General features: G+C 37.3%; 23 protein-coding genes and 1 tRNA gene. 16 read left to right on the forward strand and 8 right to left on the reverse strand.

Going from position 1 to position 24606, the window contains the following annotated elements:
* Window positions 1-54 precede the first annotated feature (54 nt).
* From MW688_RS06010 to MW688_RS06030, 5 genes are all read right to left on the reverse strand, one after another.
* Window positions 55-354 carry a hypothetical protein gene (locus MW688_RS06010; protein ID WP_486735029.1) on the reverse strand — a complete coding sequence of 100 codons (300 nt, stop codon included), beginning with the start codon at window positions 352-354 and terminating at the stop codon, window positions 55-57.
* Between the two features lie 283 nt (window positions 355-637).
* A complete protein-coding gene (locus MW688_RS06015) occupies window positions 638-1366 on the reverse strand; it encodes a lysophospholipid acyltransferase family protein (protein ID WP_486735030.1) in 729 nt (242 codons plus the stop codon).
* 56 nt (window positions 1367-1422) lie between these two features.
* On the reverse strand, window positions 1423-1998 hold the full coding sequence (rdgB, locus tag MW688_RS06020) for an RdgB/HAM1 family non-canonical purine NTP pyrophosphatase (RefSeq protein ID WP_486735031.1): 576 nt from the start codon (window positions 1996-1998) through the stop codon (window positions 1423-1425).
* A 9-nt stretch (window positions 1999-2007) separates the two neighbouring features.
* Complete coding sequence (locus MW688_RS06025; RefSeq protein ID WP_486735032.1) at window positions 2008-3459, reverse strand: phosphoglucomutase/phosphomannomutase family protein; 1452 nt, start codon at window positions 3457-3459, stop codon at window positions 2008-2010.
* A 349-nt stretch (window positions 3460-3808) separates the two neighbouring features.
* The gene (locus MW688_RS06030) at window positions 3809-4234 is read right to left on the reverse strand and encodes a hypothetical protein (protein ID WP_486735033.1); all 426 of its coding nucleotides are present in this window, start codon (window positions 4232-4234) and stop codon (window positions 3809-3811) included.
* 227 nt (window positions 4235-4461) lie between these two features.
* Between MW688_RS06030 and MW688_RS06035 the strand changes: the two genes are divergently transcribed.
* The 6 genes from MW688_RS06035 to truB all read left to right on the forward strand — a co-directional run bounded on the left by MW688_RS06035 (window position 4462) and on the right by truB (window position 12180).
* Window positions 4462-6126: an acetolactate synthase large subunit gene (locus MW688_RS06035; protein WP_486735034.1), complete on the forward strand. Its 1665-nt coding sequence runs from the start codon at window positions 4462-4464 to the stop codon at window positions 6124-6126.
* A 654-nt stretch (window positions 6127-6780) separates the two neighbouring features.
* Complete coding sequence (locus tag MW688_RS06040; RefSeq protein WP_486735035.1) at window positions 6781-7431, forward strand: hypothetical protein; 651 nt, start codon at window positions 6781-6783, stop codon at window positions 7429-7431.
* Between the two features lie 189 nt (window positions 7432-7620).
* Entirely contained in the window at window positions 7621-8757 is a 1137-nt protein-coding gene (gene carA, locus MW688_RS06045; protein WP_486735036.1) for a glutamine-hydrolyzing carbamoyl-phosphate synthase small subunit, read from the forward strand.
* Window positions 8758-8919: 162 nt separating this feature from the next.
* The gene (locus tag MW688_RS06050; RefSeq protein ID WP_486735051.1) at window positions 8920-9267 is read left to right on the forward strand and encodes an STAS domain-containing protein; all 348 of its coding nucleotides are present in this window, start codon (window positions 8920-8922) and stop codon (window positions 9265-9267) included.
* A 159-nt stretch (window positions 9268-9426) separates the two neighbouring features.
* Window positions 9427-11244 (forward strand): threonine--tRNA ligase, encoded by a 1818-nt coding sequence (thrS, locus tag MW688_RS06055; protein WP_486735037.1) that lies wholly within the window; start codon window positions 9427-9429, stop codon window positions 11242-11244.
* 33 nt (window positions 11245-11277) lie between these two features.
* Window positions 11278-12180: a tRNA pseudouridine(55) synthase TruB gene (truB, locus tag MW688_RS06060; protein ID WP_486735038.1), complete on the forward strand. Its 903-nt coding sequence runs from the start codon at window positions 11278-11280 to the stop codon at window positions 12178-12180.
* On the opposite strand, the gene MW688_RS06065 is transcribed toward truB, so the two are convergent.
* Window positions 12173-13003, reverse strand: a complete 831-nt coding sequence (locus MW688_RS06065) for an alpha/beta hydrolase (RefSeq protein ID WP_486735039.1) — start codon at window positions 13001-13003, stop codon at window positions 12173-12175. The genes truB and MW688_RS06065 overlap by 8 nt on opposite strands.
* A gap of 146 nt (window positions 13004-13149) precedes the next feature.
* On the opposite strand from MW688_RS06065, the gene hpsP reads away from it, so the two are divergent.
* The 6 genes from hpsP to folE all read left to right on the forward strand — a co-directional run bounded on the left by hpsP (window position 13150) and on the right by folE (window position 19284).
* Complete coding sequence (gene hpsP / locus MW688_RS06070) at window positions 13150-14355, forward strand: hormogonium polysaccharide biosynthesis glycosyltransferase HpsP (RefSeq protein WP_486735052.1); 1206 nt, start codon at window positions 13150-13152, stop codon at window positions 14353-14355.
* 277 nt (window positions 14356-14632) lie between these two features.
* A complete protein-coding gene (locus MW688_RS06075; protein ID WP_486735040.1) occupies window positions 14633-15328 on the forward strand; it encodes an aldehyde oxygenase (deformylating) in 696 nt (231 codons plus the stop codon).
* A 112-nt stretch (window positions 15329-15440) separates the two neighbouring features.
* Window positions 15441-16457, forward strand: a complete 1017-nt coding sequence (locus MW688_RS06080; protein ID WP_486735041.1) for a long-chain acyl-[acyl-carrier-protein] reductase — start codon at window positions 15441-15443, stop codon at window positions 16455-16457.
* 44 nt (window positions 16458-16501) lie between these two features.
* The gene (gene accA / locus MW688_RS06085; RefSeq protein WP_486735042.1) at window positions 16502-17479 is read left to right on the forward strand and encodes an acetyl-CoA carboxylase carboxyl transferase subunit alpha; all 978 of its coding nucleotides are present in this window, start codon (window positions 16502-16504) and stop codon (window positions 17477-17479) included.
* 273 nt (window positions 17480-17752) lie between these two features.
* Complete coding sequence (locus MW688_RS06090; RefSeq protein WP_486735043.1) at window positions 17753-18484, forward strand: SDR family oxidoreductase; 732 nt, start codon at window positions 17753-17755, stop codon at window positions 18482-18484.
* 50 nt (window positions 18485-18534) lie between these two features.
* Entirely contained in the window at window positions 18535-19284 is a 750-nt protein-coding gene (folE, locus tag MW688_RS06095; protein WP_486735044.1) for a GTP cyclohydrolase I FolE, read from the forward strand.
* A 216-nt stretch (window positions 19285-19500) separates the two neighbouring features.
* Here folE and MW688_RS06100 read toward each other — a convergent pair whose 3' ends face one another.
* Complete coding sequence (locus MW688_RS06100) at window positions 19501-20322, reverse strand: YwqG family protein (protein ID WP_486735045.1); 822 nt, start codon at window positions 20320-20322, stop codon at window positions 19501-19503.
* Between the two features lie 135 nt (window positions 20323-20457).
* Window positions 20458-20751, reverse strand: a complete 294-nt coding sequence (locus MW688_RS06105) for a hypothetical protein (RefSeq protein WP_486735046.1) — start codon at window positions 20749-20751, stop codon at window positions 20458-20460.
* A gap of 1212 nt (window positions 20752-21963) precedes the next feature.
* Between MW688_RS06105 and MW688_RS06110 the strand changes: the two genes are divergently transcribed.
* From MW688_RS06110 to MW688_RS06125, 4 genes are all read left to right on the forward strand, one after another.
* Complete coding sequence (locus MW688_RS06110; RefSeq protein WP_486735047.1) at window positions 21964-22164, forward strand: hypothetical protein; 201 nt, start codon at window positions 21964-21966, stop codon at window positions 22162-22164.
* A gap of 332 nt (window positions 22165-22496) precedes the next feature.
* Window positions 22497-22564, forward strand: a tRNA-Ser gene (locus tag MW688_RS06115).
* A gap of 223 nt (window positions 22565-22787) precedes the next feature.
* The gene (locus MW688_RS06120; RefSeq protein ID WP_486735048.1) at window positions 22788-23657 is read left to right on the forward strand and encodes a hypothetical protein; all 870 of its coding nucleotides are present in this window, start codon (window positions 22788-22790) and stop codon (window positions 23655-23657) included.
* A gap of 228 nt (window positions 23658-23885) precedes the next feature.
* A partial coding sequence (locus MW688_RS06125) for a hypothetical protein (RefSeq protein ID WP_486735049.1) occupies window positions 23886-24606 on the forward strand: 721 nt, incomplete at its 3' end.

A 24606-nucleotide genomic window follows, 5' to 3' on the forward strand; every position in this document is an offset into this window, starting at 1 on the left:
TTACTCATTACTTAACCACCACAAGTAACTTTGGGTAAAGATGCAAGATCTGAGTCAATGAGTAGTCTTAGGCTCAATTAGAATTCCTTGATCTTCTAAATTACGACGTTCAATATCTGCTTCTTGCTTTAATAGTTCTTGATGAGTCTCACAATATTCTATCACTTCATGAATAGCAGCGAGGGGAAGATCCCAATTATCAGCAGCGTCTGAGGGAGTCATCTCGTTGACAATCATATTCATCCACAAAGTAAAAGCTCTTTGTTTTCTACCTTTGATGTAGAGTTGTTGCCGCCATCGATGCGGGCGTCTTTCTAAATATTGCCATTGGGTTTTCAGGGATGCTTGACTCATTACTTTTATTATGTCATTACATTAATTTGGGCAATCGCCAATAACAGCCTAGGTTCAAATCAGAGTAATACTATCTCAATATTTTTCTATTTATAATAGGCTTCTCGCTTTTTTTGCTTGTTTACTTTTTAACTGACAATTAGTAGTAGGGGCGCAAGGCTTGCGCCCTTCTGAGGCCCTCTCCCTGCTCCGGTGCTCCGGTGCTCCCTGCTATACAAGGGTTTGGTGAGTTGCTTATAAAGCATAGGCTTCTGAGCAAGGCTTGCGCCCTTGTGAGGAGCGCTCAATTTATAACAGGCGATATTTTCAACAATTGTGTAATCTCGTGGTAACAATAATCGCTAAGTTGATTAGCTAGTTTTTTACGATTTTGGCCGCGATATTCACTACGATGTTGAGGCGTAACCCAATAAGGTGCTCCAATTGCTACAATCACCTGTTCATAAGCAACCACAGGGTGTAATTCTAAGTTATTAAATAGTTCTTCTGAAGGATCAAATAACTGGAAAAACTTGAGGGGAAAAGTCCAACTAACAGTTTCAGCACAGGAAAAAATAGCAATTGGTAATACAGCTAAATTCTCTATGGGTGCTTTAAAAGCTAAATGAGCAAAACCGGGCTCAAATTTTCCTAGTTGATTCGGTGGAGTTAATTTAACCATAGGATAGGCACCTTCGGGAAAAATTCCTAAAGACTGTTGATTTGTTAACAGTTCGCTTCCTTGTTTTAAAAACTGTCGTGCCCTTTGGGCAGGTTTAGCTAGAGGAAAACAACCAAGTCCCTGAGTAACTAATTCACGCATTATCGGCATTTGCCCTAAATAGTGATGACAAGCGATACTTATGGGCTTATCTAAAGCTTGGATTAAAATCAAAGCATCCATAAAACTGCGATGATTGCTTACTGCTATAACAGGTATTTGTGAGGGGATTTTCTCTTGATTTTTGATTTCCATATCTACACTAAAACTATCTAGTAGTAGTTGAGATATGGTTGATTGGGTATTAATCATATTGTTTAATTATTGATAGGAGATGATTTTTTACACCTCCATGATTTTTTGTTTATTTATGCTTTTATCTGAGATAACTTAGGTAGTAACTGCTTAAATGCCTGTCCACGATGGCTAACTTGTTGTTTTAATTCGGGACTCATTTGGGCAAAGGTTTGCTGGTATTCTGGTACATAAAATATTGGGTCATATCCAAAACCCGATGAACCTTGGGGTGCCGTGGTAATTTCTCCTTTACACACACCTTCAGTTTCTATTATTATCTTACCATTTGGATTGGCGATCGCCACCACACAGACAAATTCAGCACTACGGTCTTTTTTGTCTTCTAATTCTTCTAGTAGTTTAATAATACGGTCTTTATCTGTTGCTGCATAACGAGCTGTATATATTCCTGGGGCTCCATTTAGCACATTGACACTCAATCCTGAATCATCTGCTATTGCCCATTCTTTTAAGGTTTTCGCTACTACACTAGCTTTTATTCGAGCATTTTCTGCAAAAGTTGTGCCTGTTTCTTCTATTTCTAGTTCTGGGGGTTTTAGGGTTAATTCCCAACCACAATCATTTAAGTATTCCTGCATTTCTTGCAGTTTTCCCGGATTACTAGTGGCAACTACTAAGTTTTTCATTATTTAATTTTATTGTATAGAATTTGCCCAATCTTTCGCCCAATTCAATATTTGTTTTACTTTCGTGGGATTTTCGGCTTCGCTGTATAGTCTCAACAGAGGTTCTGTGCCACTAAAGCGAATTAGTAGCCAGCTTTGGTCTGCTAGGCGTAATTTATAGCCATCTACGGTAAGACAGTCAATCACTTTTTGCCCGGCTACGGTATCTGGGGGATCTGATTCTAGTTTGGCTGCGACTTTTTCTTTAACAGTCATATTAGCTAGAGGTAAATCAATGCGGTCATAGCTTGAGACAAAGTCAACTTTTTGTTGTATCTGACGGTAATAATCGCTTAAGTCTAGATTTGATTCTACTACCGCTTCTAGTACGTACATAGCCGATAACAAGGCATCTCGCTCTGGTATATGATTTCCATAGCCTATTCCCCCTGATTCTTCCCCACCAATGAGAACTTGATTTTGTAGCATTCTATCGGCTATGTATTTATATCCTATTGGTGTTTCATATAGAGGCAGTTCGTACAATGAAGCTAAACGAGGGATTAAATCTGAGCCGCTTACAGTTTTTACTACTTCTCCGCTCCACCCTCGCCTTTTAGCTAGGTGATCTATTAATATAGGTATTAGTATTTGAGAGCTTAAAAAGTTCCCTTCACCGTCTACTGCTGCGATGCGATCGCTATCTCCATCAAAAACTAAGCCTACTATTAACCCTTCACTGGGGTTTTTGCTTCTAGCTTCTTTTATAGTCCTAAATAGCGTTGCTAGGTTACGTGGCAATGGCTCAGGTGCTCCTCCTCCAAAAAGAGCATCTCTATTGCTATTTATTTCTGTTACTTTTTCTCCCAGTAATCTTACTAAACCACTTGCTGCGGCGCCGTGCATTACATCTGCAAATACTTTAACTTTTCCTGAGTTTAAGGCTGCTTGTATTTTTTCTATATTTACTTTTGGTCTTAATTCTTGACAGTATCCTTCCCAGGCATCGAATAATTCTATTTTACCTGGATTACTAGTTTGAGGTACTGGATTTTCTGCTAAGATTGCTTCTATTTTTTTTGTTACTGTAGGGGATACAGAGCCTCCGAAAGCTCCTTTTACCTTTAAACCTAGATATTCTGGGGGATTGTGACTAGCTGTCAATACTAATGCTCCCAAGGCTTTAAATTCTTTTGCTGCCCAACTCAGAGCAGGTGTCGGAGCATAATCTTTCGCTAATAATACATCAAATCCCGAAGCTTGTACTGCTTCTGCTGCTAGTTGAGCGAACTTCTCTGCTAGGAAACGGCGATCATACCCTACTATTATTGTTCTAGATTGTGAATTTTGATTATTGTTTTCTGCTAATACTTGTGCTGCTATCGGTGCTAGTCTAGCTACGCGCTCAAAGGTAAAATCTTTCGCGATTACACCTCTCCAGCCATCGGTACCAAATTTAATTTTCTCTGGAGTAAATAACATCAAATAATATTACTCTTTAATATTTAATAAAAGTTAAGCTTCTACTGAAGCCATATTCATGATTTAATATATCATAATTTTTTGTTTAATTTTTTCTTATTTTCTAATTCTCCTCTCCCGCGAGAGAATCTTACTAACTATAACTCTATCAATCCTGACTACTGATTTGTAGACGCAAAATCGATAGAGCTATAAATAGTAGAGATCGCTCCTATTAGTTATATAGACCCTATATAACATTTTTCGGACTCATGAGGTTGTACCTAACTCTCTTGCCTCCGTGCCTCGGTGCCTTCTGCCTCAAAAGGATAACCTCTGTACCTCACCAGCCTTAAAAAGGCTATATAACTTATTTTTTGAGATCTTTAGCCATGTTGCGGAAAAAGTCCATGCTTGTGTCAGCACTACGGCGTTTTGCTGAAAAGTTGGTATCTTCTTTCTTTTCTTGAGGCTGTGTATTGTTTGTAGAAGAGAAACTAGTTGTAGTTTGACTCTCAAAACTAGACTGATTTTTGTTTGGTACTTTATCGATTATTTTATCTATAGAGGAGATTTCTTGAACGAACTCACTTGCTTCCCTTGACTTGGTTTTAGGAAATGTTCTTCTAATTTTATTCCGTTTGCGCATAAACTCAGTATTACCCATTGTTTTAGCATCATCTGGATCTAAGTAGAAAGCTTCTCTTCTGGGTTGTGGTTGTCTAGGTTTTACTTGTTTCGCCTTATTTTTGTCATCTTTGGCTTTACCACCAAATAAACCAAAAAGTCCTGCCATGGTTTCTCCTTCTAATAAACTGATTTAATAGTTAATTTATCTTAAATTTTAGCAAAAAAAATTAAAGTTTTTCCATGAAATTTTAAACTTGAGCCATTTTTAAGTTAACTTTTGTTAAGAAAAGAGTTATTTGTATCATAAACTATGAGCAAGCCTAAAGTAGTGATTTAAGTTAAGCTAAAGAAATATATCAATCAAACAAAAACAAAAATGTGAGAGTTACTAGCATGGGGGATTTGAACACAGCAGAATTATTAGTTCAATGTTTAGAGAATGAGGGAGTAGAGTACGTATTTGGACTACCGGGAGAAGAAAACCTACATATACTACAAGCTTTAAAAAACTCCTCAATTCGCTTTATTACAGTACGTCACGAACAGGGGGCCGCTTTCATGGCTGATGTATACGGACGTTTAACGGGTAAAGCAGGAGTTTGTCTGTCAACTCTAGGTCCAGGAGCGACAAATTTAATGACAGGAGTAGCGGATGCCAATTTAGATGGGGCACCATTAGTAGCAATTACTGGACAAGTTGGGACAGACAGGATGCACATAGAGTCTCATCAGTATCTAGATTTAGTAGCTATGTTCGCTCCAGTTACAAAATGGAACAGACAAATAGTACGCCCAAGCACTACTTCCGAAATAATTCGTAAGGCATTTAAGATCGCTCAATCAGAAAAGCCTGGTGCTGTGCATATAGATTTACCAGAGAATATTGCGGCAATGAAAGCAGAGGGTACTCCCCTAGGTCAAGATGAACGAGAAAAAATTTATGCTTCGTTTCGCAGTTTCAATAAAGCGGCTGTAGCCATATCAAAGGCTAAAAATCCCCTAATCTTAGCAGGAAATGGAGCGATTAGAAATAATGCTGCTGAAGCTTTAACAGAATTTGCCACCCAACTACAAATTCCTGTAGCTAATACCTTTATGGGAAAAGGAGCAATTCCTTACACTCATCCTCTAGCTTTGTGGACAGTGGGGTTACAACAAAGAGATCATATTAGCTGTGCCTTCGAGAGTGCCGATTTAGTAATCGCCGTTGGCTATGATTTAATCGAATACTCTCCGAAAAAGTGGAATCCTGACGGTAAAATTGAAATAATTCATATTGCCGCTAATCCCGCGGAAATTGACAGTAGTTATATACCTTTAGTAGAAATAGTTGGTGATATTTCTGATTCTCTGTTGGAGTTACTCAAAAGAGCAGAGCGCCGAGTAATGAAACCTTCTATAGCCTCTAATTTACGTTCTGAGATTGTTCAAAACTATGAACAATATGCCAATGATACTGGTTTTCCCATTAAACCTCAAAAAATTATCTACGATTTAAGACAAGTAATGGGGCCTGAAGATATTGTTATTTCTGATGTAGGTGCCCACAAAATGTGGATGGCTCGACACTATCACTGTGATTGTCCCAATACTTGTATTATTTCCAATGGATTCGCTGCCATGGGAATTGCTATCCCTGGCGCAGTTGCTGCTAAATTGGTTAAGCCTGAACAAAAGGTGGTGGCTGTAACAGGAGACGGGGGTTTTATGATGAATTGTCAAGAGTTAGAAACCGCCTTGAGAATCGGCACACCTTTTGTTACTTTGATTTTCAACGACAATGGTTATGGATTGATTGGTTGGAAACAAATTAATCAATTTGGAGAATCTAACTTTATTGATTTTACTAATCCTGACTTTGTCAAGTTTGCTGAAAGTATGGGGTTAAAAGGTTATCGGGTAGAATCTGCCGATGATTTAATTCCTACTCTAAAAACTGCTTTAGCCCAAGACGTGCCTGCGGTGATTGATTGCCCAGTTGATTATGCTGAGAATTTACGTCTTTCTGAAAAAGCTGGATATTTAAGTTGTAAAATTTCTGATCCACCAGAAAGCTAGTTTCATCAATTTGAACAAATAAGTCTTTAAGGGGGCGATCTTTTGGCGATCGCCCCCTTATCTCATATCTTGCATCTTTGCCTTTCAAAGCAGGGAGCAGGGAGAGGGGAGCAGGGAGCTTCTGAGCAGGGAGAGGGGGAGTAGGGTGTGAAGCGTGCGAAGCCCGTAACGCACCGCTAGATGAGTAATGAGTTTTGAAGTAATGAGTTTTGAAGTAAGAAGGTAGCCTGTAGGTTGGGTTGAGGCACGAAACCCAACATTATATTAGTAGTTGTAGTGGTTGAGTTTTGAAGTCTTGAAGTTTTGAAGTAAGAAGTAATGAGTTTTTTTAAGTATTTATACTTACTTTTTTGAACCAAAAAACCCACCGAAACCACTAAACTCACACCAAAGCATCTTTATCAAAAGTTACTTGTGGTGGTTGAGTAATAAGTAATAAGTAATGAGTAATGAGTAATGAGTTAAAGAATTGATCCTAACCCCTTAAAAATTGATTCTCGCCTGTTGGCCAATTTAGTACTTTTGCACTTGCGTGCTTTGGTCTAAGTAAAAAGCGATCGCACTTTCTCTCTCAACTATCATATCAATAATTAATTACTATATTCAACAACATTTATAAATTTATTACCACCAATTTCTAACCTGTAGGTTGGGTTGAGGCACGAAACCCAACAAAACCTACAGGATATAGACTTAGTTCTAGCTACAGCTAATGAATTAGCCAAATCTTTAGATGAAAATGGTCGTCTCTACTCTACCGTTGATTCTGTAGCGATGATTGCCTTGATGAGTGAATTAAAAGCTAAAAATATTACCTCAGGAGAAGCAACTATAAAAATAAATAACCAAGAAGTGAAGATAGGAACAGAGACAGAAACAATAGAAAATATAGAGGTGGTTTCTGGGTGTGCGATCGCTGAAGTCACCTACTTCATTACTGAAGATTGGCACCAGTTTAGCTGTAATATTCCAGTAAAAGCAGAATTTCCTCCCAGACACCGTAGTTTTAGTTTAACTCAAGGCTACAAACCCGGAGATTCTTTTGAACTAACAGTAACTTTAGAAGAATATCAACCAGGTTTACTTCTAAATGTGTGTTTACCCCCTTGTTTATCCTATTTACAGGGAGGAGGAGAAGTAAAACGCTTTTCTGTAGACTTCGCCGGAGAAAAACAGTTAAAGATACCTATACAAGTAACTCAGTCTACTTTACCTCAGGGAGAACATTGGGCAATCTTAGTGCGTAATATGTTTAAAGAAGAAGATGCCGGCAACCCAGGGTTATTAAACTTTAAAACTGTGTAGAAAAACTCTATAAATACAAAGTTGAGCGATCGCCCTTATTCTCCTATAATTAATATAATCATCATGTAGGGTGGGCAAAATTGATCAGTAGAGGGGGAGAATTGTCTTGAGAGCTTAATATATTTCATATTTTGTATCTAATATTTGTTATTCTCTAACTTAATGAAATAACGAAGAAAAAAATTACTTATGTCGAGATCACAAGCTATACCAGCTCTATTAGTTTTAGCCGATGGTAGCTCATATCAAGGCTTCTCCTTTGGTCATCAAGGAACTACCATTGGGGAAGTAGTCTTCAATACAGGCATCACCGGATATCAAGAAGTCCTGACAGATCCTAGTTACGAAGGTCAGATTGTCATTTTCACCTATCCTGAATTAGGAAATACTGGAGTTAACCCAGAAGATGAAGAGTCAACCCGTCCCCATGTTAAAGGGGTAATTTGTCGAAATATTGCTAAACGTCCCAGTAATTGGCGTTCTACTGCATCTTTACCCGATTATTTAAGTAAATACCAAATTCCTGGTATTTATGGTTTAGATACCCGGTCTTTAACTCGTAAAATACGTTCTGTAGGAGCTATGAATGGGGGAATCTCTACTGAAGAATTAGACCCAAGCAAATTATTAAAACAAGTAAAAGCCGCTCCATCCATGGCAGGTTTAAATCTAGTCAAACAAGTAAGCACTCAAGAAATTTATGAATGGGAAGAAAATACCAATTCAGAGTGGGAATTTAGTCAGACTAAATCTGAAGATGGGCAGAAAAAATTAACAGTGGTAGCCATTGATTTTGGGATAAAAAGAAATATTCTCCGTCGTTTAGCTAGTTACGGGTGTAAAGTAGTGGTTGTTCCTCCAAGCACACCTATAGAAGAAATTCTTAAATATAATCCTGATGGTATTTTCTTATCTAATGGACCAGGAGACCCGGCCGCCGTCACTGAAGCAGTAGAATTAACTAAAGAGTTACTCAAACAAGAAAAACCTACTTTTGGAATTTGTATGGGACATCAAATTTTAGGCTTATCTTTGGGAGCGAAAACATTTAAACTGAAGTTTGGACATCGAGGCTTAAATCAACCCGCCGGAAAACCACAACAAAAAGTAGAAATAACCAGTCAAAATCATGGTTTTGCCGTAGAAGCCGATTCTATCGGACCTGATGTAGAGATTACCCATCTCAACCTCAATGACCGCACAGTCGCTGGTTTACGTCACAAAAGTTTACCATTCTTCTCCGTACAATACCATCCTGAGGCTAGTCCCGGTCCTCATGATGCTGATTATCTATTTGAGCGTTTTGTTGAGTTAATGCGTAGCTAAGGAGTCACCCTAAGCTACAATATTAGGTTAAGCAATTATTATGTGAGCAGTAGCGATGGCAGTAAACAAAAGTTATGGTAGCTTGTTTATTGCCCAAGCCTGCTATATTCTTTCATAAAAGAATGTGATTACAAGGAGGCAATTATTGCAGAACAACTAAACCTGACAGTCAGTCTTAGAGGGACTCGCGAAGTTCAGGATAATTACCAAATATTTCGATTAACCGGGTTACTTGATGCTTTTTCTGAGCCGACTTTTCGTAAAGTAGTCTCAAACTGTATCAAAAAAGGGCCAATCCATATTATTCTCGTACTTTCTCAAATCGATTTTATTGATAGTTCTGGGTTAGGTGCCTTAGTACAACTTGTGAAAGCTGCCCAAAATGAAAATGGAAGTTTACAAATTGTAACTAACGCTCGGGTAACTCAAACAGTAAAGTTAGTACGTTTAGAAAAGTTTCTCTCTCTTCAGCCTTCTTTAGAAGCAGCTATAGAAAATCTAAAAGCATAAAAAATCTAGTGGTAGAGGAAAAATAGCTCTCAACAAAGATAATTTATCTGAATTATTTACAAGAAGCTAATTATTTCAATCTATCCACTAGATTAAACTTTTGAGAAAAATAGTTAAATCTGAGTATAATAAGTATTGATGTCGCTAATAAAATAACTGATGCAAACCGTCTCTCCTCATCAAGAAAATCAAGTAAAACTCCCCCGCACCAGCGAATCAGATTCACTCAAGAAAATCCGTCACACAAGCTCCCACGTGATGGCGATGGCGGTGCAAAAGTTATTCCCGGAAGCCCAAGTAACAATCGGACCTTGGACAGAAAGCGGTTTTTATTACGATTTTGACCTCTCTAGACCAATCACCGAGGCAGACCTGAAGGCCATCAAAAAAGAAATGGTCAAAATTATTAAGCAAAATTTGCCAGTAATTAGGGAAGAAGTTTCTAGAGAAGAAGCAGAAAACCGCATCAAAACAATTAATGAACCCTATAAGTTGGAAATACTAGCAGATATCACAGAAGAACCCATCACAATTTACCACCTAGGAGAAAAATGGTGGGATTTGTGCGCCGGACCTCATTTAGAAACAACAGGGGAAATAAATAGTAAAGCTATCGCCCTAGAAACAGTGGCGGGTGCCTATTGGCGAGGTGATGCCAATAAAGCCCAACTACAGAGAATTTATGGCACAGCTTGGGAAACTCCAGAACAACTAGCTGAATATCAACGGAGAAAAGAAGAAGCCTTAAAAAGAGACCACCGTAAACTAGGAAAAGAACTGGGATTATTTATATTTACAGATTCCGTAGGACCAGGTTTACCTCTATGGACTCCTAAAGGGACAATTGTTCGCTCTACTTTAGAAGATTTTCTCAAGCAAGAACAACTAAAACGAGGCTATCTGCCTGTAGTTACTCCTCATATTGCTAGAGTAGACCTGTTTAAAACTTCTGGACATTGGCAAAAATATCAAGAGGATATGTTCCCAATGATGGCAGAATCAGTGGAGGAAGCCCAATTAGAGAGGGGTTTTGTGCTAAAACCCATGAATTGTCCTTTTCATATTCAGATATATAAAAACGAATTGCGCTCCTATCGGGATTTACCCCTACGCTTAGCAGAATTTGGAACAGTATACCGTTATGAACAATCAGGAGAGTTAGGAGGCTTAACCAGGGTTAGAGGGTTTACAGTAGATGATTCTCATTTGTTTGTAACTCCTAATCAACTAGATGCAGAATTTTTGAATGTTGTTGATTTAATTCTTAGTGTCTTTAAAAGTTTAAAGCTAAGTAATTTTAAAGCAAGATTAAGTTTTCGAGACCCGGAATCTGATAAGTATATTGGTCCTATAGAAAGTTGGAACAAAGCCCAAGAAGCTATCCGACGCGCTGTCCAAACTCTGGGAATGGAATATTTTGAAGCTCCAGGAGAAGCAGCTTTTTATGGTCCAAAATTAGATTTTATTTTCCAAGATGCTTTAGAAAGAGAATGGCAGTTAGGTACAGTACAAGTAGACTACAATTTACCAGAGCGATTTGAACTAGATTATGTAAACGAATCAGGAGCAAGAGAACGTCCAGTAATGATTCACCGCGCTCCTTTTGGCTCTCTAGAACGCCTAATTGGTATTCTGATAGAAGAGTATTCAGGAGATTTTCCTCTCTGGTTAGCACCAGTACAAGTACGCCTTCTACCAGTAAGTGATGTACAATTAGACTTTGCTCAAGAGGTGATGAAAAAAATGCTCCCCCTAGGAATTCGTGCAGAAGTAGATACTAGTAACGAAAGACTGGGCAAAATGATTCGTAATGCTGAAAAACAAAAAATACCTGTGATGGCGGTAGTAGGCGCCCAAGAGGTAGAGAGTGATAGTTTGAGTATTCGGACTCGAACTTCGGGTGATTTAGGCGTGATTCCTGTAGATACAATAATTGAAAGAATCTCAGGGGCGATCGCTTCTAAGGAAAATCTCTAGCTTGTCCTTCGGCTAACTTTTTATAACAAGATAATGCTCGGTTTTCTCAATTTAAACAAGCCTTCGGGTTTAACTTCCCATGATTGTGTAGCTAAGGTAAGACGGTTATTAAAAACCAAAAAAGTAGGCCACGGTGGTACTCTAGATCCTCTTGCCACCGGAGTTTTACCTATAGCTGTGGGTAAAGCTACTCGTCTACTTTCTTACTTACCCACTCACAAAGCTTATCAAGCAAAAGTACGCTTCGGGGTAACTACTACTACTGATGATTTAGAAGGAGAGATTATTCAGCAACAATCCCCTAATCATCTGTCTTTGTCTCAAGTAAAAGCAGTTTTACCCCAGTTTATCGGTAATATAGAACAAATTCCTCCTGCCTATAGTGCTATCTCTGTTGGAGGAAAACGACTCTATGAATTAGCAAGAAAAGGGGAAACAGTGGATGTGCCCGTGAGAAATGTTTCTGTAACTCAAATAGAGGTTTTAAACTGGTATCCCGGAGAATTTCCTGAAGTAGAATTGGCCATCGCCTGTGGACCGGGTACTTATATTCGGGCGATCGCCAGAGATTTAGGTGATATCTTAGGTTGCGGTGCTACTACAGCTTCTTTAATTCGTACTCAAAGTTGTGGTTTTTCTCTCACCGATAGCCTCAGTTTTACTGATTTAGCCGCCCAGGTGGAGTCTGGTACTTTCATGCCGATTTCTCCAGTTACGGCTTTAGATAATCTTCCTTCTGTTTTTCTCCCTCCCGATTTAATCTTTGCTTGGGGTAACGGACAGAAGATATCCCTTAACAATACTTCCACAACTTTAGATAATTCTACTGTAAAAGTTATTAGTTCTTCTGGAGACTTTCTTGGTATTGGATACTTAACCATGACCGATACTGATGTTATTCTTGTTCCTAAGTTAACAGCCATCAATTCTAGCTAGAAGATGCGGCTAAACCCTTGACTAAAACTAAAAAGTCTTTAACAGTAGTTAGATATTCTTCTCTAGCTACTGATACTACATCATTATGTCCTGCTTCAGGAATAATTTTTAACTGTTTAGGACTAGTAGTCGCTTCATATAACTCTTCACTCATATAAGTTGGAACAATATTATCTTCACTTCCATGGATAAACAAAACAGGAGTTTTTAATAGTGGTACCTTACTCAAAGTATCAAAACGTTGATTGAGTATGAGTCTAATGGGGAAGAAACGGTAAATTCCCCCATAATAACTGACTACATTTTCAATGGAAGTAAAAGAAGATTCAACAATCAAACCCGCCGCCTCTGGTTTTCGCACACTTAAATCAATGGCTATAGCACCCCCTAAAGAATGACCATAGATAAAGATTTGTTTGGCTTTAAATCCCCTAGTTTCTACTAAATAATCCCATGCTACTTGAGCATCTTTATATACTCTTGCTTCTGTAGGAAACTTGCTTTCACTCATGCCGTAGCCTCGGTAATCAATCATCAAAATTGAAAATCCCAATTTATAATAATTTTTAGCAATTCCTAAATTAGCTCCAATATTTGCTCCATTACCATGTAAATATAAGAGAATATTATTACTATTTGAATTAGGTAGCCACCAGCCGTGAAATTTTTCCCTTAGCAAATTTTTACTTTCCTCAGAGGTGTTCTTGACTTCTAGCCAGACATCCTCATAGACTATTCCCAAGTCTTCTGGGGTAATTTCTACAATTGCCTGAGGAGAAAAAATCAAGCGATTTTGAAGTTTATATAAAGCTATACATAGCAAAATATATATAATTTCCGATAAAATGAAAAAAAATATTAATATGTTCAACGGCATAGAGGTGTTTTAAAATTTTTGTTTTAGCTTCAAGAAAGCACATAGATTTAACTAACTGTATTTTAACCCAAAAAGTCTTGGTTTTAACGAGCGTGCGTATTCTTCAAATTGTTCCTTCTATTTCTTTAGTTTATGGTGGCCCAAGTCAAATGGTTTTGGGTCTTAGTAAAGCTTTAGCCGAGGCCAGTATTCAAGTAACTATCTTAACTACTAATAGTAATGGAGATAAGGGCCAACCTCCCCTAGAAGTTCCCCTCGGCAAATCTATTACTCAAGATGGTTATGATATCATCTATTTTTCCTGTTTTCCCTGGAGAAGATATAAATTTTCTCCAAGCTTGTTATATTGGCTGTTTAAAAATGCCAATGACTACGATGTTGCCCATATTCATGCTCTTTTTTCTCCGTTAACTACTGCGGCGGCTATGATTGCTCGATTCAAAAACTTACCCTATATTTTACGCCCCTTGGGCACATTAGACCCAGCGGACTTAGAGAAAAAAAAGTATCAGAAACGAATTTATGCTTGGTTGTTGGAGAAACATAATCTCTCTCATGCGACTGCTGTTCATTTTACCAGTGAAAAAGAATGTGAAATCTCCGAACGTTTTGGCAGTCAAACCCAAGATTTAATTATTCCTCTAGGAGTTAATGTACCAGAAACACTACCCACAAGAGGTAGAGGACGTCAGCAGTTAGGAATTGCTCCTGATTCTAATTTAATTTTATTCATTTCAAGATTAGATCCCAAAAAAGGTTTAGAGTTGCTGATTAGTGCCTTAGAACATCTCAAGGAAAAAGGAGAAGATTTTCAATGGGTTTTAGCGGGGAGTAATCCACAAAATCCTGACTATGAAGCGGGAATTAAACAAAAAATTAGCCAATCATCTTTAGCTGATTGTACTCACGTAACTGGTTTTGTAGAGGGGGAGTTTAAATATGCTTTATTGCAAGACGCTGATATTTTTGTCTTGCCATCTTATTATGAAAATTTCGGCATTGCTGTAGCTGAAGCCATGACTGTAGGCACACCAGTATTAATCTCAGAACAAGTTTATATTTCTGCTGCTATCAAAGCTGTAGACGCAGGTTGGGTGATTCCGTTGAAAGTAGAAGCTTTAGCGAAGGAACTAGAGACGGCCCTTCATAATCCTGAATTAAGAGCTGAAAAAGCGAAAAAAGGCCAACAATTAGCCAGACAAACCTATAGTTGGCAGGCGATCGCTCAACAGATGATTAGTGTTTATTTAGAAATTTGTCTAGAGACGGATTTTCCCACAGAGGATTTAAGAATCTAATATAGAGTAGCAATTATGCTTATAATAAGATATCTTTAAGGTTAAAAGTTTATTTTGGCTCTCAAACATATTATTATGATCACAAATCATCAAAAGAATAACTGACCGTCCTTATAGAGTCATCACCAAGACCTTGATTTAATTCAATCAGGGGAAAAGATGACTGATTCTAGTCATCAAGCTAACAACTGAATTGAAATAGAGCTATAAACTAAATTAATTAAAGATTCAGTTGAGCATAACAAAAAAACTAAAAAACAGGAGAAAAACAAAACTTATGCCAGAACTAACTATGAGTACAGAAATGGACTACAATAATCCAAAATATAAAGATGCCTACAGTCGAATCAACGGGATTGTAATTGAAGGGGAACACGAAGCCTATAACAATTACATAAGCTTAGGTGAAATGCTACCAGAAAACCAAGAAGATTTAATCCGTTTAGCTAAAATGGAAAAACGTCATGCCAAAGGATTTCAATCCTGTGGACGCAATCTAGAAGTAAATCCAGATATGGATTACGCGAAAGAGTTTTTTGCTAAATTACACGGAAACTTTCAAAAGGCAGCAGCAGAGGGAAAAATAGCAACCTGTTTTGTAATCCAAGGCTTGATTATTGAAGCGTTTGCGATCGCAGCCTATCACCTATATATTCCTGTGGCAGATCCCTTTGCTCGTAAAATTACTGAAAACGTGGTACAAGATGAATATACTCATCTGAATTTCGGAGAAGAATGGCTGAAAAAGCACTTCGACACGGTGAAGGCAGAAATTGAAACAGCTAACCAAGAAAATCTCCCCCTAGTTTGGCAAATGCTTAACCAAGTAGAAGCAGACGCAGCCACTCTAAGTATGGAAAAAGATGCTCTCGTTGAAGACTTTATGATTAGTTATGGAGAAGCCTTGAGCAATATTGGGTTTAACACTCGTGAAATCATGAGAATGTCATCCCATGGTTTAAAAGCTGCTTAAACAGTTTGTAGAAATTCTCTGTCTAGAAACTCTAGTGGTTTTCTAGGCAGGCTAACCAATTTTTGGTTAATATCTTTAAAAGCTTTAGTTTTTTTTTGAGTCTAAGTTATAAATGTTTGGTCTTATTGGTCATCTCACCAGTTTAGAATATGCAAGTTCAGTAGCTGAACAATATGGTTATCCCAAAGATGCCTCCCGAGAGTTAGATTTTTGGTGCTCAGCTCCACCACAAATAATAGATGAGTTTACAGTCAAAAGTATTACTGGTAAAACTATAGAAGGAAAATATGTAGAATCATTCTTTTTACCAGAAATGTTGGCAAACCGTCGCGTCAAAGCGGCAATCAGAAAAATACTAAACGCCATGGCTTTAGCTCAAAAGCAAAATTTGCAAATTACAGCTTTGGGTGGTTTTTCTTCGATTATCTTTGAAGAATTTAATCTGAGGGAGAATAAACAAGTAAGAAATGTAGAATTAGATTTTCAACGCTTCACTACAGGCAACACTCATACAGCTTATGTAATAGCTAAGCAAATAGAAATAATCTCAAAAAAACTAGCCATAGACTTACCCTCATCTACAGTAGCTGTAGTGGGGGCAACCGGAGATATCGGCAGCGCTATTTGTCGGTGGTTAGAGAAAAAAACCAATGTGGCGGATTTATACTTAGTAGCTCGTAATCAAGAGCGTCTCAAAGCTTTACAAGCAGAATTAGGCAGAGGGAAAATTCTTAAGCTAGAAGAAGCCTTGGCTAATGCTAATATTATTGTATGGGTAGCGAGTATACCGAAAAGTTTAGATATTGATGTAGAAAAATTATCTAAACCCTGCTTGATTATTGATGGCGGTTATCCGAAAAATTTGGGAACAAAAATACAGCATCCAGAAATTACCATAGTAAAAGGTGGCATAGTGGAGCACTCTTTGGATATTAATTGGAAAATTATGGAAATCGTCAGCATGGATACTCCCGCCCGTCAAATGTTTGCTTGCTTCGCTGAAGCGATGTTATTGGAGTTTGAGCAGTGCTATACTAATTTTTCCTGGGGACGTAATCAGATAACTGTGGAAAAAATGGACAAAATTGGGGAATTTTCCCGAAAACACGGGTTTGAACCAATAACCTAGAAATAATTATTCTGTGGAGTCAAAAAAATAAAGTCTAAAAAATAATGCCGAAATCAAAAAATCGTGGTTTTGTTCTGGAGTTTGAAAAACCTCTGCTAGAGTTAGAAACACAAATTGATGAAATTCAAACCCTAGCAGGGGATAACAATATAGACGTCTTAAAAGATGTGAATGATTTACGCCAACGAGCTGATTCTTTACGAGAAGAAATATTTGGCTCGTTGACAGCAGCACAAAAATTACAAATTGCTCGGCATCCAAAACGTCCAAGTACTCTAGATTACATTCAAATGATCACAGATGAATGGATAGAGCTACATGGCGATCGCTCGGGATACGACGACCCAGCTATAGTAGGAGGAGTAGGACGTTTACAAGGTCGCCCAGTAATGATTATAGGCCACCAAAAAGGTCGAGATACTAAAGATAATGTAGTGCGGAATTTTGGTATGGCTTCCCCAGGAGGATATCGTAAAGCAATTCGCTTGATGGAACACGCCAATCGCTTCAATATGCCGATTGTAACTTTTATTGATACACCTGGGGCCTGGGCAGGAGTAGAAGCAGAAAAATTAGGTCAAGGAGAAGCTATAGCCTATAATCTTAGAGAAATGTTTACCCTAGATGTACCCATTATTGCCACAGTTATCGGTGAAGGAGGCTCCGGGGGGGCTTTAGGAATTGGTGTGTGCGATCGCCTGTTGATGTTTGAACACTCAGTTTACACTGTAGCAACTCCTGAAGCTTGTGCCGCAATTCTCTGGAAAGATGTAAGTAAATCTGAACAAGCTTGTAACGCTTTAAAAATAACAGCCACGGACTTAAAAGAATTGGGAATTATTGATACAATTCTGCCAGAAAGTTATAAAAGCGCTCACAGGGACCCCATTGGCACGGCGAACATACTCAAGGAAGCTTTAATCAAAAACCTAGAGGAATTGCTTAAGTTAACGGGGGAACAAAGAAAAGAATTGCGTTATCAAAAGTTTCGCAATTTAGGAATTTTTGGTGAAATTAACTAACAATGCTATAATTATCGAGGGGTTCATTTAATAGGTTTATTAAAGCTACGAGAAATGATGCCCCTGTAGAAAATCCACCTGGATACAGTAGAATAACAATCATAAATTGGTTAAGACACCAATCTAGAACTAACCCAAACTATTTAACTTTGTTCATGTTTTTAAACACCAAATCAAACAACTGTGTTTACCCTAGACAATGTCAAGGCAAAAACCCTTGCTGTTATTTAAAAACAACTCATGGTAAAAACTAATATAAATTATGATCATACCATGAATTCTAGTAAAAAGCAAGAAAAAACAGCAATAATTACTGGGGCAAGTAGTGGCATAGGGAAAGCAACAGCAATAGCCTTTGCTCGCTCAGGCATAAATATAGTACTTGTAAGTCGCTCTCTAGACAAGTTAGAGGCAGTAGTAAAAGAAGCAGAAGCCTTAGGGGTGAAAGCTCAAGCCTATAGCCTGGATTTAGCAGAAATAGAACATGTTCAAGAAAAAATGAGAGAGATTGCCACGGAATGTCAACCAATAGACATTTTAGTGAATAATGCTGGGATGGGTTATACCAATCCCCTAGCAGAAACAAGTCTGTCTGAGTGGCAAGAAATTTTAAACTTAAACCTAACTAGTGTATTTCAGTGTACTCAAGCTTTAGTACCCATAATGCGTCAACAAGGCGGGGGGACCATAATTAACGTGGCATCAATTGCCGCTCACTCCTCCTTTCCTGGTTGGGGGGCTTACGCAGTTAGCAAATCCGGTTTAATTACCTATTCTAAAACTCTAGCTGCTGAAGAAAAAGCTCATGGTATACGAGTAATGACTATATCACCAGGAGCAGTGAACACACCTATATGGGATACAGAAACAGTCAAGGCAGATTTAAATCGCTCTTTAATGTTAACTCCAGAAGTTGTAGCTCAATCAATTTTACAAGCCGCAACCCTACCCCTAGGAGCAATGATTGAAGAAATCACCCTGACACCGAGTGCTGGAGCACTATAAACACCAAAAATTTTACCCAAATTTAACGACGAACTAAATCAACAACAATTATGACCATAGCTTCTTCTAACGGATCTAACTTCTCACCCTCAAAATCTACTGCTTTCAATCAAAACCAAACTAAAAAAGAAATAGAAAGTAGACCAGACCGTACTATTGTTTACAACGGTGAGAATAAATCTGAGAATAACTCTGAGAATAAATCTAAACTTCTAGAAAATCCAGAACAGGCAACCACTAACCTCACAGAAGCAGTAGAGGTTATCTTAGAAAACTTAGGAGAAAATCCTCAAAGAGAAGGGCTACTCAAAACCCCAAAAAGAGTAGCTGAAGCCTTAAAATTTTTAACCCAAGGCTATAACCAATCTCTGGAAGTTTTAGTAAATGGAGCGATATTTGACGAAGGACATAACGAAATGGTCCTAGTCAGAGATATTGACTTTTTTAGTATGTGTGAACATCACATGTTGCCCTTTATGGGAAGAGCCCATGTCGCCTATATTCCTAATCAAAAAGTTATTGGTTTAAGTAAATTGGCCCGTATTGTCGAGATGTACTCTCGTAGATTACAAGTACAAGAACGTCTCACCCGTCAAATTGCCGAAGCAATAGAAACAGTATTAGAACCCCAAGGAGTGGCAGTAGTCTTAGAAGCAAGCCACATGTGTATGGTAATGCGAGGAGTGCAAAAACCTGGTTCTTGGACAGTAACTAGCGCTATGTTAGGTGTTTTTCAAGAAGACCAAAAAACTAGAGAAGAATACTTGAATCTGATTCGCCATCAACCTAATTTTATGTAACTTTTGTAGACAAAACATTCTCACGCCTTGAGGTGGGGGAGTGTTTTGTTCTTGGGTATAAATGATCAAATTAGGGATGGTGTTGGGTTTCGATACCTCAACCCAACCTACTCATCTATTTTGATACTAATGTCTTGATAAGTGCCGTTTTGTTATGCTAATCAACATCACAATTAGCGATCGCTACTTGTTAGATCCCGCAGATAATAATACAGATTAACAACAATCCCAATTGTAGAGAATATCCGAGAAATCCAAAGCTTTTAAATTAGCAGGTTTAATAAAAAAGTTACAAATTCCTGCATCCCCCCAACAAATATCATGTCCTAAAGGATAACCATAGTCTGAATCAATTTGTAAAAGTAAGATATAATCTTGGTAATCTGGATTAAATCGCGGATCTTCTTGGGTGAAATCAGGATAACCCCCTAGCTGGTGCTGTCTGCCTTCGATCCAAAAACCCTGATCAACAAACCAGCGATAGTAGGGCTTTAGTAAGTTGTCATCATTGAAATTAGGAAAATATTTCTCAAAAGTTCCATCACTTATAGTTATGGGTGAATAACAATGACTAAAAGTTAGAGCAAATTCACCAGTTAATGGTGGAGAGTATGCAGGATCTTTGTCTTGTCTCAACAAAAAACTAAAATCTGTCACTAAATTATCATCTTTTTCTTCGATTTTCTCAAAATAGAGAACTTTGAAACCATCCTGATTAGTTGGATTATCAAAATCTGCTCCGTATAAATCGTCATTGCCATCAATATAAAATTGCAAAATTCCTTGAGGGGGAAAATTCTCTAAGGGAGGAATCTCACTAAAGTTAAGTTGTGCTAAAAGTTGTAGCAACTTTCCCTCACTATTGGTGGGATAATTAATATTTTTGGGTAAATAGGGATACCCACCAAACTTGCTTTGCCACAATTGGGTAGAATTTGGAGTGGCGTTTATTCTGATATAGGGTTTTATAGTATTGGCGATCGCAGGGCGATAAGGCTTTAATACTTCCGGTAAATTAAGATTCTCTGATGAATTCATAAAATTTGTTTATAGGGTTTTTTAGTTGATTTTACAAGATTATGTCTGGTGCGTTACGGGCTTCCCCCTAACGCACCCTACTAATACTGATGCACCCTATTTAGTTTGTAGCATAAAACAAGCATTAAGACATTATTATTGAAAAAGTGAGCAAATAAAATAACCAACATCTCCTGGCTTAAAACTGATAAAATCCCGATTTTTTACCCGCTTAGTTTGTTGACGACAATCGTAAATTGTTCTACGTTGTTTATCTTCATCAATAGATAAATCTACCTTGTATTGCCAATAGTATTTAGCACTTCTTTCGATATTAGTAATACAGATTGTCTGTTCTTGATATTGATAACAGTTTTTAGCCAAAGCAGGTAAAGCGAAGAAATTTGACCAGGTCAATATGACTAAAATTAACAGTAACAGAGGTTTCATAGTTAACTCAAATTATAAAAAGCAAAATATTATACAGAATTAATTAATACAAGGATTAACAGCGATCGCTGCTCGCAATATCTCTTCCTACAAATTGATACCTAAAATTTGAGTATACTTAGAGCAAAGTACCAGTACTTTTGTACTAAAATAATTTAGTATAAAAGTAGTAATGCAAGATATGAGTATCAGCACATTTTAGCTTGATCAACCATAATTCAGCAAAGTCAAATTTTGTTCCTTGACTTTTTCAAAAAAACTGTGTTATGGTAAAAAATACATAAATCAATAGTAATCAGTAACCGAAGCTTAGTAAAGTAAAAAGCTGCACTTTCACGGTAACTCCATGAAGAGGAGGAAAAGATGATCAAAATAGAATCGAAAAAAACACTAGTAAGAATAGAATCTATAAGTAATTTAGGATTGAAAAAGCAGCCATCTTACACTTTAGGCTCTAATTTAGGCTTTAATATTGATAGTCTAATATTTAGCATTTAGAGAAAATACAGCTTCTACTGTATTTAAGAAAGTATTTAAAAAAAAAGAAAAGGTTAACTCTAAAATTGGGAATTCGGAAATACCCAAGCCTTTAATCATGAGCTTGAAACAAAAAATGTAGTTTTTAATACGTTTCACGCCTTAAAGCAGGGTTTGTAACCTTATTTTTTAGCTTGAATGTAACGCCAGCTAATTGCATGGTGTTAACATAACCATGTTTAAAAACTCGTTGAGGTAAAAATTGACTCAAAAAGTAAACAGCTTATCTAGAGGAAATTCAATCTAAGAAGCAATCAAAGTTATTAAATAAATCAACGATTGATTAATGCTTTAATTTAAGAACATAGCTCTAAATACTCATATTTAGAGATAGTGAAGTCATAAATAAATTCCTTAATATTTTAGTTTAAGGAAAGGAAGTATATGGCATAACTAAATTAATAAATATAATGACATTAAAGATGTTCTTATAAATTAAAGATAACAATTAGTCGAAAAAGCTAGTTATTACTGGTTAAACACCAGATATAACTAACAATTTAACCTGCCTTGTTTAAGATTAAAGCTATAACTATATTAAACAAAAAAATAGCAAAAAAAAATAAAATTATTCTTGCATTTTTTCAAAATAGATGTTATAGTAAAAAAACGAACAAAACAAAAGGCAAAAAAACTTCACCCTTTACCAAAACTCCATTCAAAGAGGAGAAAAAGATGATACACATTAGATATGAAGGTCGTTCCTTCGACGTTACAGAAAATCAAATAAATATAAGAAAAGGCATGAATAGTAAAAAGGTGAAGGGCAAAGTATCAAGATTTTTAGATATTAGTGAAAACCAGCTCTCATCTTATGTAGTAGACTATCGACCGAGTGGGGATATAGTCATTCGTCCTGAAGCCGTCTACGGGTAAAAAGAATTATATAAATTCGTGACCTAACCAGAAAAGCTTACATACTATGGATTGACAACTGACTTAAAATCAGCCCCTTGCAGGTTCGATTCCTGCTAAATCAACAACAAACAGCTTTTCTAACTTTCACGAGTTACCCTAATTCATCACTGTTATTGAGCGTATCCTAACTAATAAAGCTTACATACATAATGCGGGTAGTAGGTTCGAGTCCCACCATCCCCACTATGGGGATGTAGCTCATTTGGTAGAGCAGCTTTAATAAACTTAAAGCTTTATTGACTTGTACGCCATAAATATTATTAATCTCGTGCCCCAACTCAAAAAGCTTACATACTAGCTCAGTGGTAGAGCGTCTGACTGCTAATCAGAATGTCGCAGGTTCAAATCCTGCTATGAAACAACAGCTTTTTTAACTTGCACGAGATACCCCCTTACGGGTCCAGGGCTGTTTCGTTCTTGACAAAGAAAATGGTGAGGAAAAGCAGGGAGCACCGGAGCTTCTGAGCAGGGAGAGGGGATTTATTATTAGCTACAAAATCAATGGCGATCGCAGACTCGGCCTAGCTATTACATTCACTCAATAAACAAGAGCAATATTTTGAAATTGAGGAGAAAAGAAGATGAACAACGCAGAGCGAGACTTGCGTTTAGAAATGTTAAACAGTTTGCTGACCACTCCTCACCGTAAACTAGAAGATGTAGCAGAAATTCACCAACTAATGGTGGAACTAGATCCAATATTTTACGGACATTTAGGGGTTTGGTATCAAAAAAATGGAGATGTACGGGATCACCAAGAAGTATTTATTGCCCACCTGTTAACCAGTACATTACCAGAACATCGAGACGCAGGTTTTATATTACTACAAAAATTACCACCCTACCAAGTAGCGCGGATTATTGACTTTATGAAACAGCACTGCAACAAAGTACCCCGTTCCACACGAACAGCAGTGAAACAGTATCTCAAAGTAAGAGAAGGTAATCCAGCACAATTTGACCGCGCCGCCTTGCGAGGACGTAAAGCGATAAAACACTTATATGCCTCTTTGCATATTAAACCTGGTGAACGGGCCAACGATATACTATTCCGTAACCAACCTCCCGTAGGTTCTCTAGCCGATGCCTTAAAACAACTGGCTAAAGCTGAAAGCTCCAACGAACAAGCACGCTTGATTGTAGAGTTTAAACTTCCCTATACTATCGCTATTGGTGCTGTTAAACAACTCACTCCTACCGTCTTAGTGGCTTTAATTAACTCGATGACTCCTAGTGAGGTGATTAATAACCTCAAATCTCTTAAAGCTAGAGGCGCCATGGAGCATCCTGAAGTAAAAGGATTAATTGACTCTAAATTAGAAGAGGCTAGTAAAGGTAAGAGAGTATCAGCTTATAAAGCCCAAGTTGCTAGTCAAAACAGCGTTCTTGACGCAGATACCGTGGCACGCTTAGAAAAAGTTACCAATCAACAGGTTAAACGCCGGGGCTAAAAACAGTTGAAAAATATCTACTCATTACTGCTAAAACTTGCTCATTTGATTAGCTAAATAGCAATAATGAGTAATTTTTAGTCGGTGACAATTAGAGACAAAGGGATAATTGAGACATAATTACTGTGTTTTACCCCTTGATTATAAGTCGTTTAGTGCGCTACTAGAGAAAATATAGACTAACTATTGTTTAGCAATGATATAATCTTAGTACTTAAGTGGTTGTTTATGATGGTGATAAAAAAATCTAATACCCTAAGTTATGTCAAAGGATTGCCAACACCAATAAACGAGTTAAATGCTTTGGGCTTTACTAGTTTTGAGATGTTTTTAACAGCTTATGAGCCTATTTATAGAGAAGCAGTTTGTGAAACAGTAAATCATTTAATAAATTGTCTAGGTTATTATTGTCCCATCAAAAAGAAATGGTTAAATCAAGTAAAGTTTGACCAATCAAAATGGAACAGTTACTTACAAAATAAATACCAACTTTTAAAGCGTCACGCCAATGGAATAATAGCAGACGCCCAAGGACAAGTAGGTTCAGCAATTGAGTGTAGAAAAGACTATATAAAACAACTAAAAGGTAAATTATATTCAGCACAGACTTGGTTAAAACGTAAAACAAAACTAATTAAACAAACCAATAAATTTTACGCTAAAACTAAAAAAGTAAAAGGAAAAAAGGTACCTAATTGGCAAAATTCCCGAACTAGCTGTAAAATGCCTTTGTCCACTTCTTTAAAATATAAAAATACTAACCTAAACCATCTTCGTTTCTTAGTTCATAATAAAAAGCGTTATGTAGAACATTTAAAAAGAAAGATAGCTCGGTTAAAAACAAGTACTATAAGAGTTTGTGTGCCTAGAGGCAAGGTATTTGTAGTAGGAGCAAAAGATGAAACCTGTGGCAATCAAATATCTCAATGGGATGGTAATATGCTTAAAT

The sequence above is a fragment of the Johannesbaptistia floridana genome, from assembly GCF_057440575.1.

What these genes read in the sequence shown, in the direction of transcription:
- MW688_RS06010 (WP_486735029.1), bottom strand. Translation starts at nt 354, where the DNA reads ATGAGTCAAGCATCCCTGAAAACCCAATGGCAATATTTAGAAAGACGC.
- MW688_RS06015 (WP_486735030.1), bottom strand. Translation starts at nt 1,366, where the DNA reads ATGATTAATACCCAATCAACCATATCTCAACTACTACTAGATAGTTTT.
- rdgB (WP_486735031.1), bottom strand. Translation starts at nt 1,998, where the DNA reads ATGAAAAACTTAGTAGTTGCCACTAGTAATCCGGGAAAACTGCAAGAA.
- MW688_RS06025 (WP_486735032.1), bottom strand. Translation starts at nt 3,459, where the DNA reads ATGTTATTTACTCCAGAGAAAATTAAATTTGGTACCGATGGCTGGAGA.
- MW688_RS06030 (WP_486735033.1), bottom strand. Translation starts at nt 4,234, where the DNA reads ATGGCAGGACTTTTTGGTTTATTTGGTGGTAAAGCCAAAGATGACAAA.
- MW688_RS06035 (WP_486735034.1), top strand. Translation starts at nt 4,462, where the DNA reads ATGGGGGATTTGAACACAGCAGAATTATTAGTTCAATGTTTAGAGAAT.
- carA (WP_486735036.1), top strand. Translation starts at nt 7,621, where the DNA reads ATGTCGAGATCACAAGCTATACCAGCTCTATTAGTTTTAGCCGATGGT.
- thrS (WP_486735037.1), top strand. Translation starts at nt 9,427, where the DNA reads ATGCAAACCGTCTCTCCTCATCAAGAAAATCAAGTAAAACTCCCCCGC.
- truB (WP_486735038.1), top strand. Translation starts at nt 11,278, where the DNA reads ATGCTCGGTTTTCTCAATTTAAACAAGCCTTCGGGTTTAACTTCCCAT.
- MW688_RS06075 (WP_486735040.1), top strand. Translation starts at nt 14,633, where the DNA reads ATGCCAGAACTAACTATGAGTACAGAAATGGACTACAATAATCCAAAA.
- MW688_RS06080 (WP_486735041.1), top strand. Translation starts at nt 15,441, where the DNA reads ATGTTTGGTCTTATTGGTCATCTCACCAGTTTAGAATATGCAAGTTCA.
- accA (WP_486735042.1), top strand. Translation starts at nt 16,502, where the DNA reads ATGCCGAAATCAAAAAATCGTGGTTTTGTTCTGGAGTTTGAAAAACCT.
- MW688_RS06090 (WP_486735043.1), top strand. Translation starts at nt 17,753, where the DNA reads ATGAATTCTAGTAAAAAGCAAGAAAAAACAGCAATAATTACTGGGGCA.
- folE (WP_486735044.1), top strand. Translation starts at nt 18,535, where the DNA reads ATGACCATAGCTTCTTCTAACGGATCTAACTTCTCACCCTCAAAATCT.
- MW688_RS06100 (WP_486735045.1), bottom strand. Translation starts at nt 20,322, where the DNA reads ATGAATTCATCAGAGAATCTTAATTTACCGGAAGTATTAAAGCCTTAT.
- MW688_RS06105 (WP_486735046.1), bottom strand. Translation starts at nt 20,751, where the DNA reads ATGAAACCTCTGTTACTGTTAATTTTAGTCATATTGACCTGGTCAAAT.
- MW688_RS06110 (WP_486735047.1), top strand. Translation starts at nt 21,964, where the DNA reads ATGATACACATTAGATATGAAGGTCGTTCCTTCGACGTTACAGAAAAT.
- MW688_RS06120 (WP_486735048.1), top strand. Translation starts at nt 22,788, where the DNA reads ATGAACAACGCAGAGCGAGACTTGCGTTTAGAAATGTTAAACAGTTTG.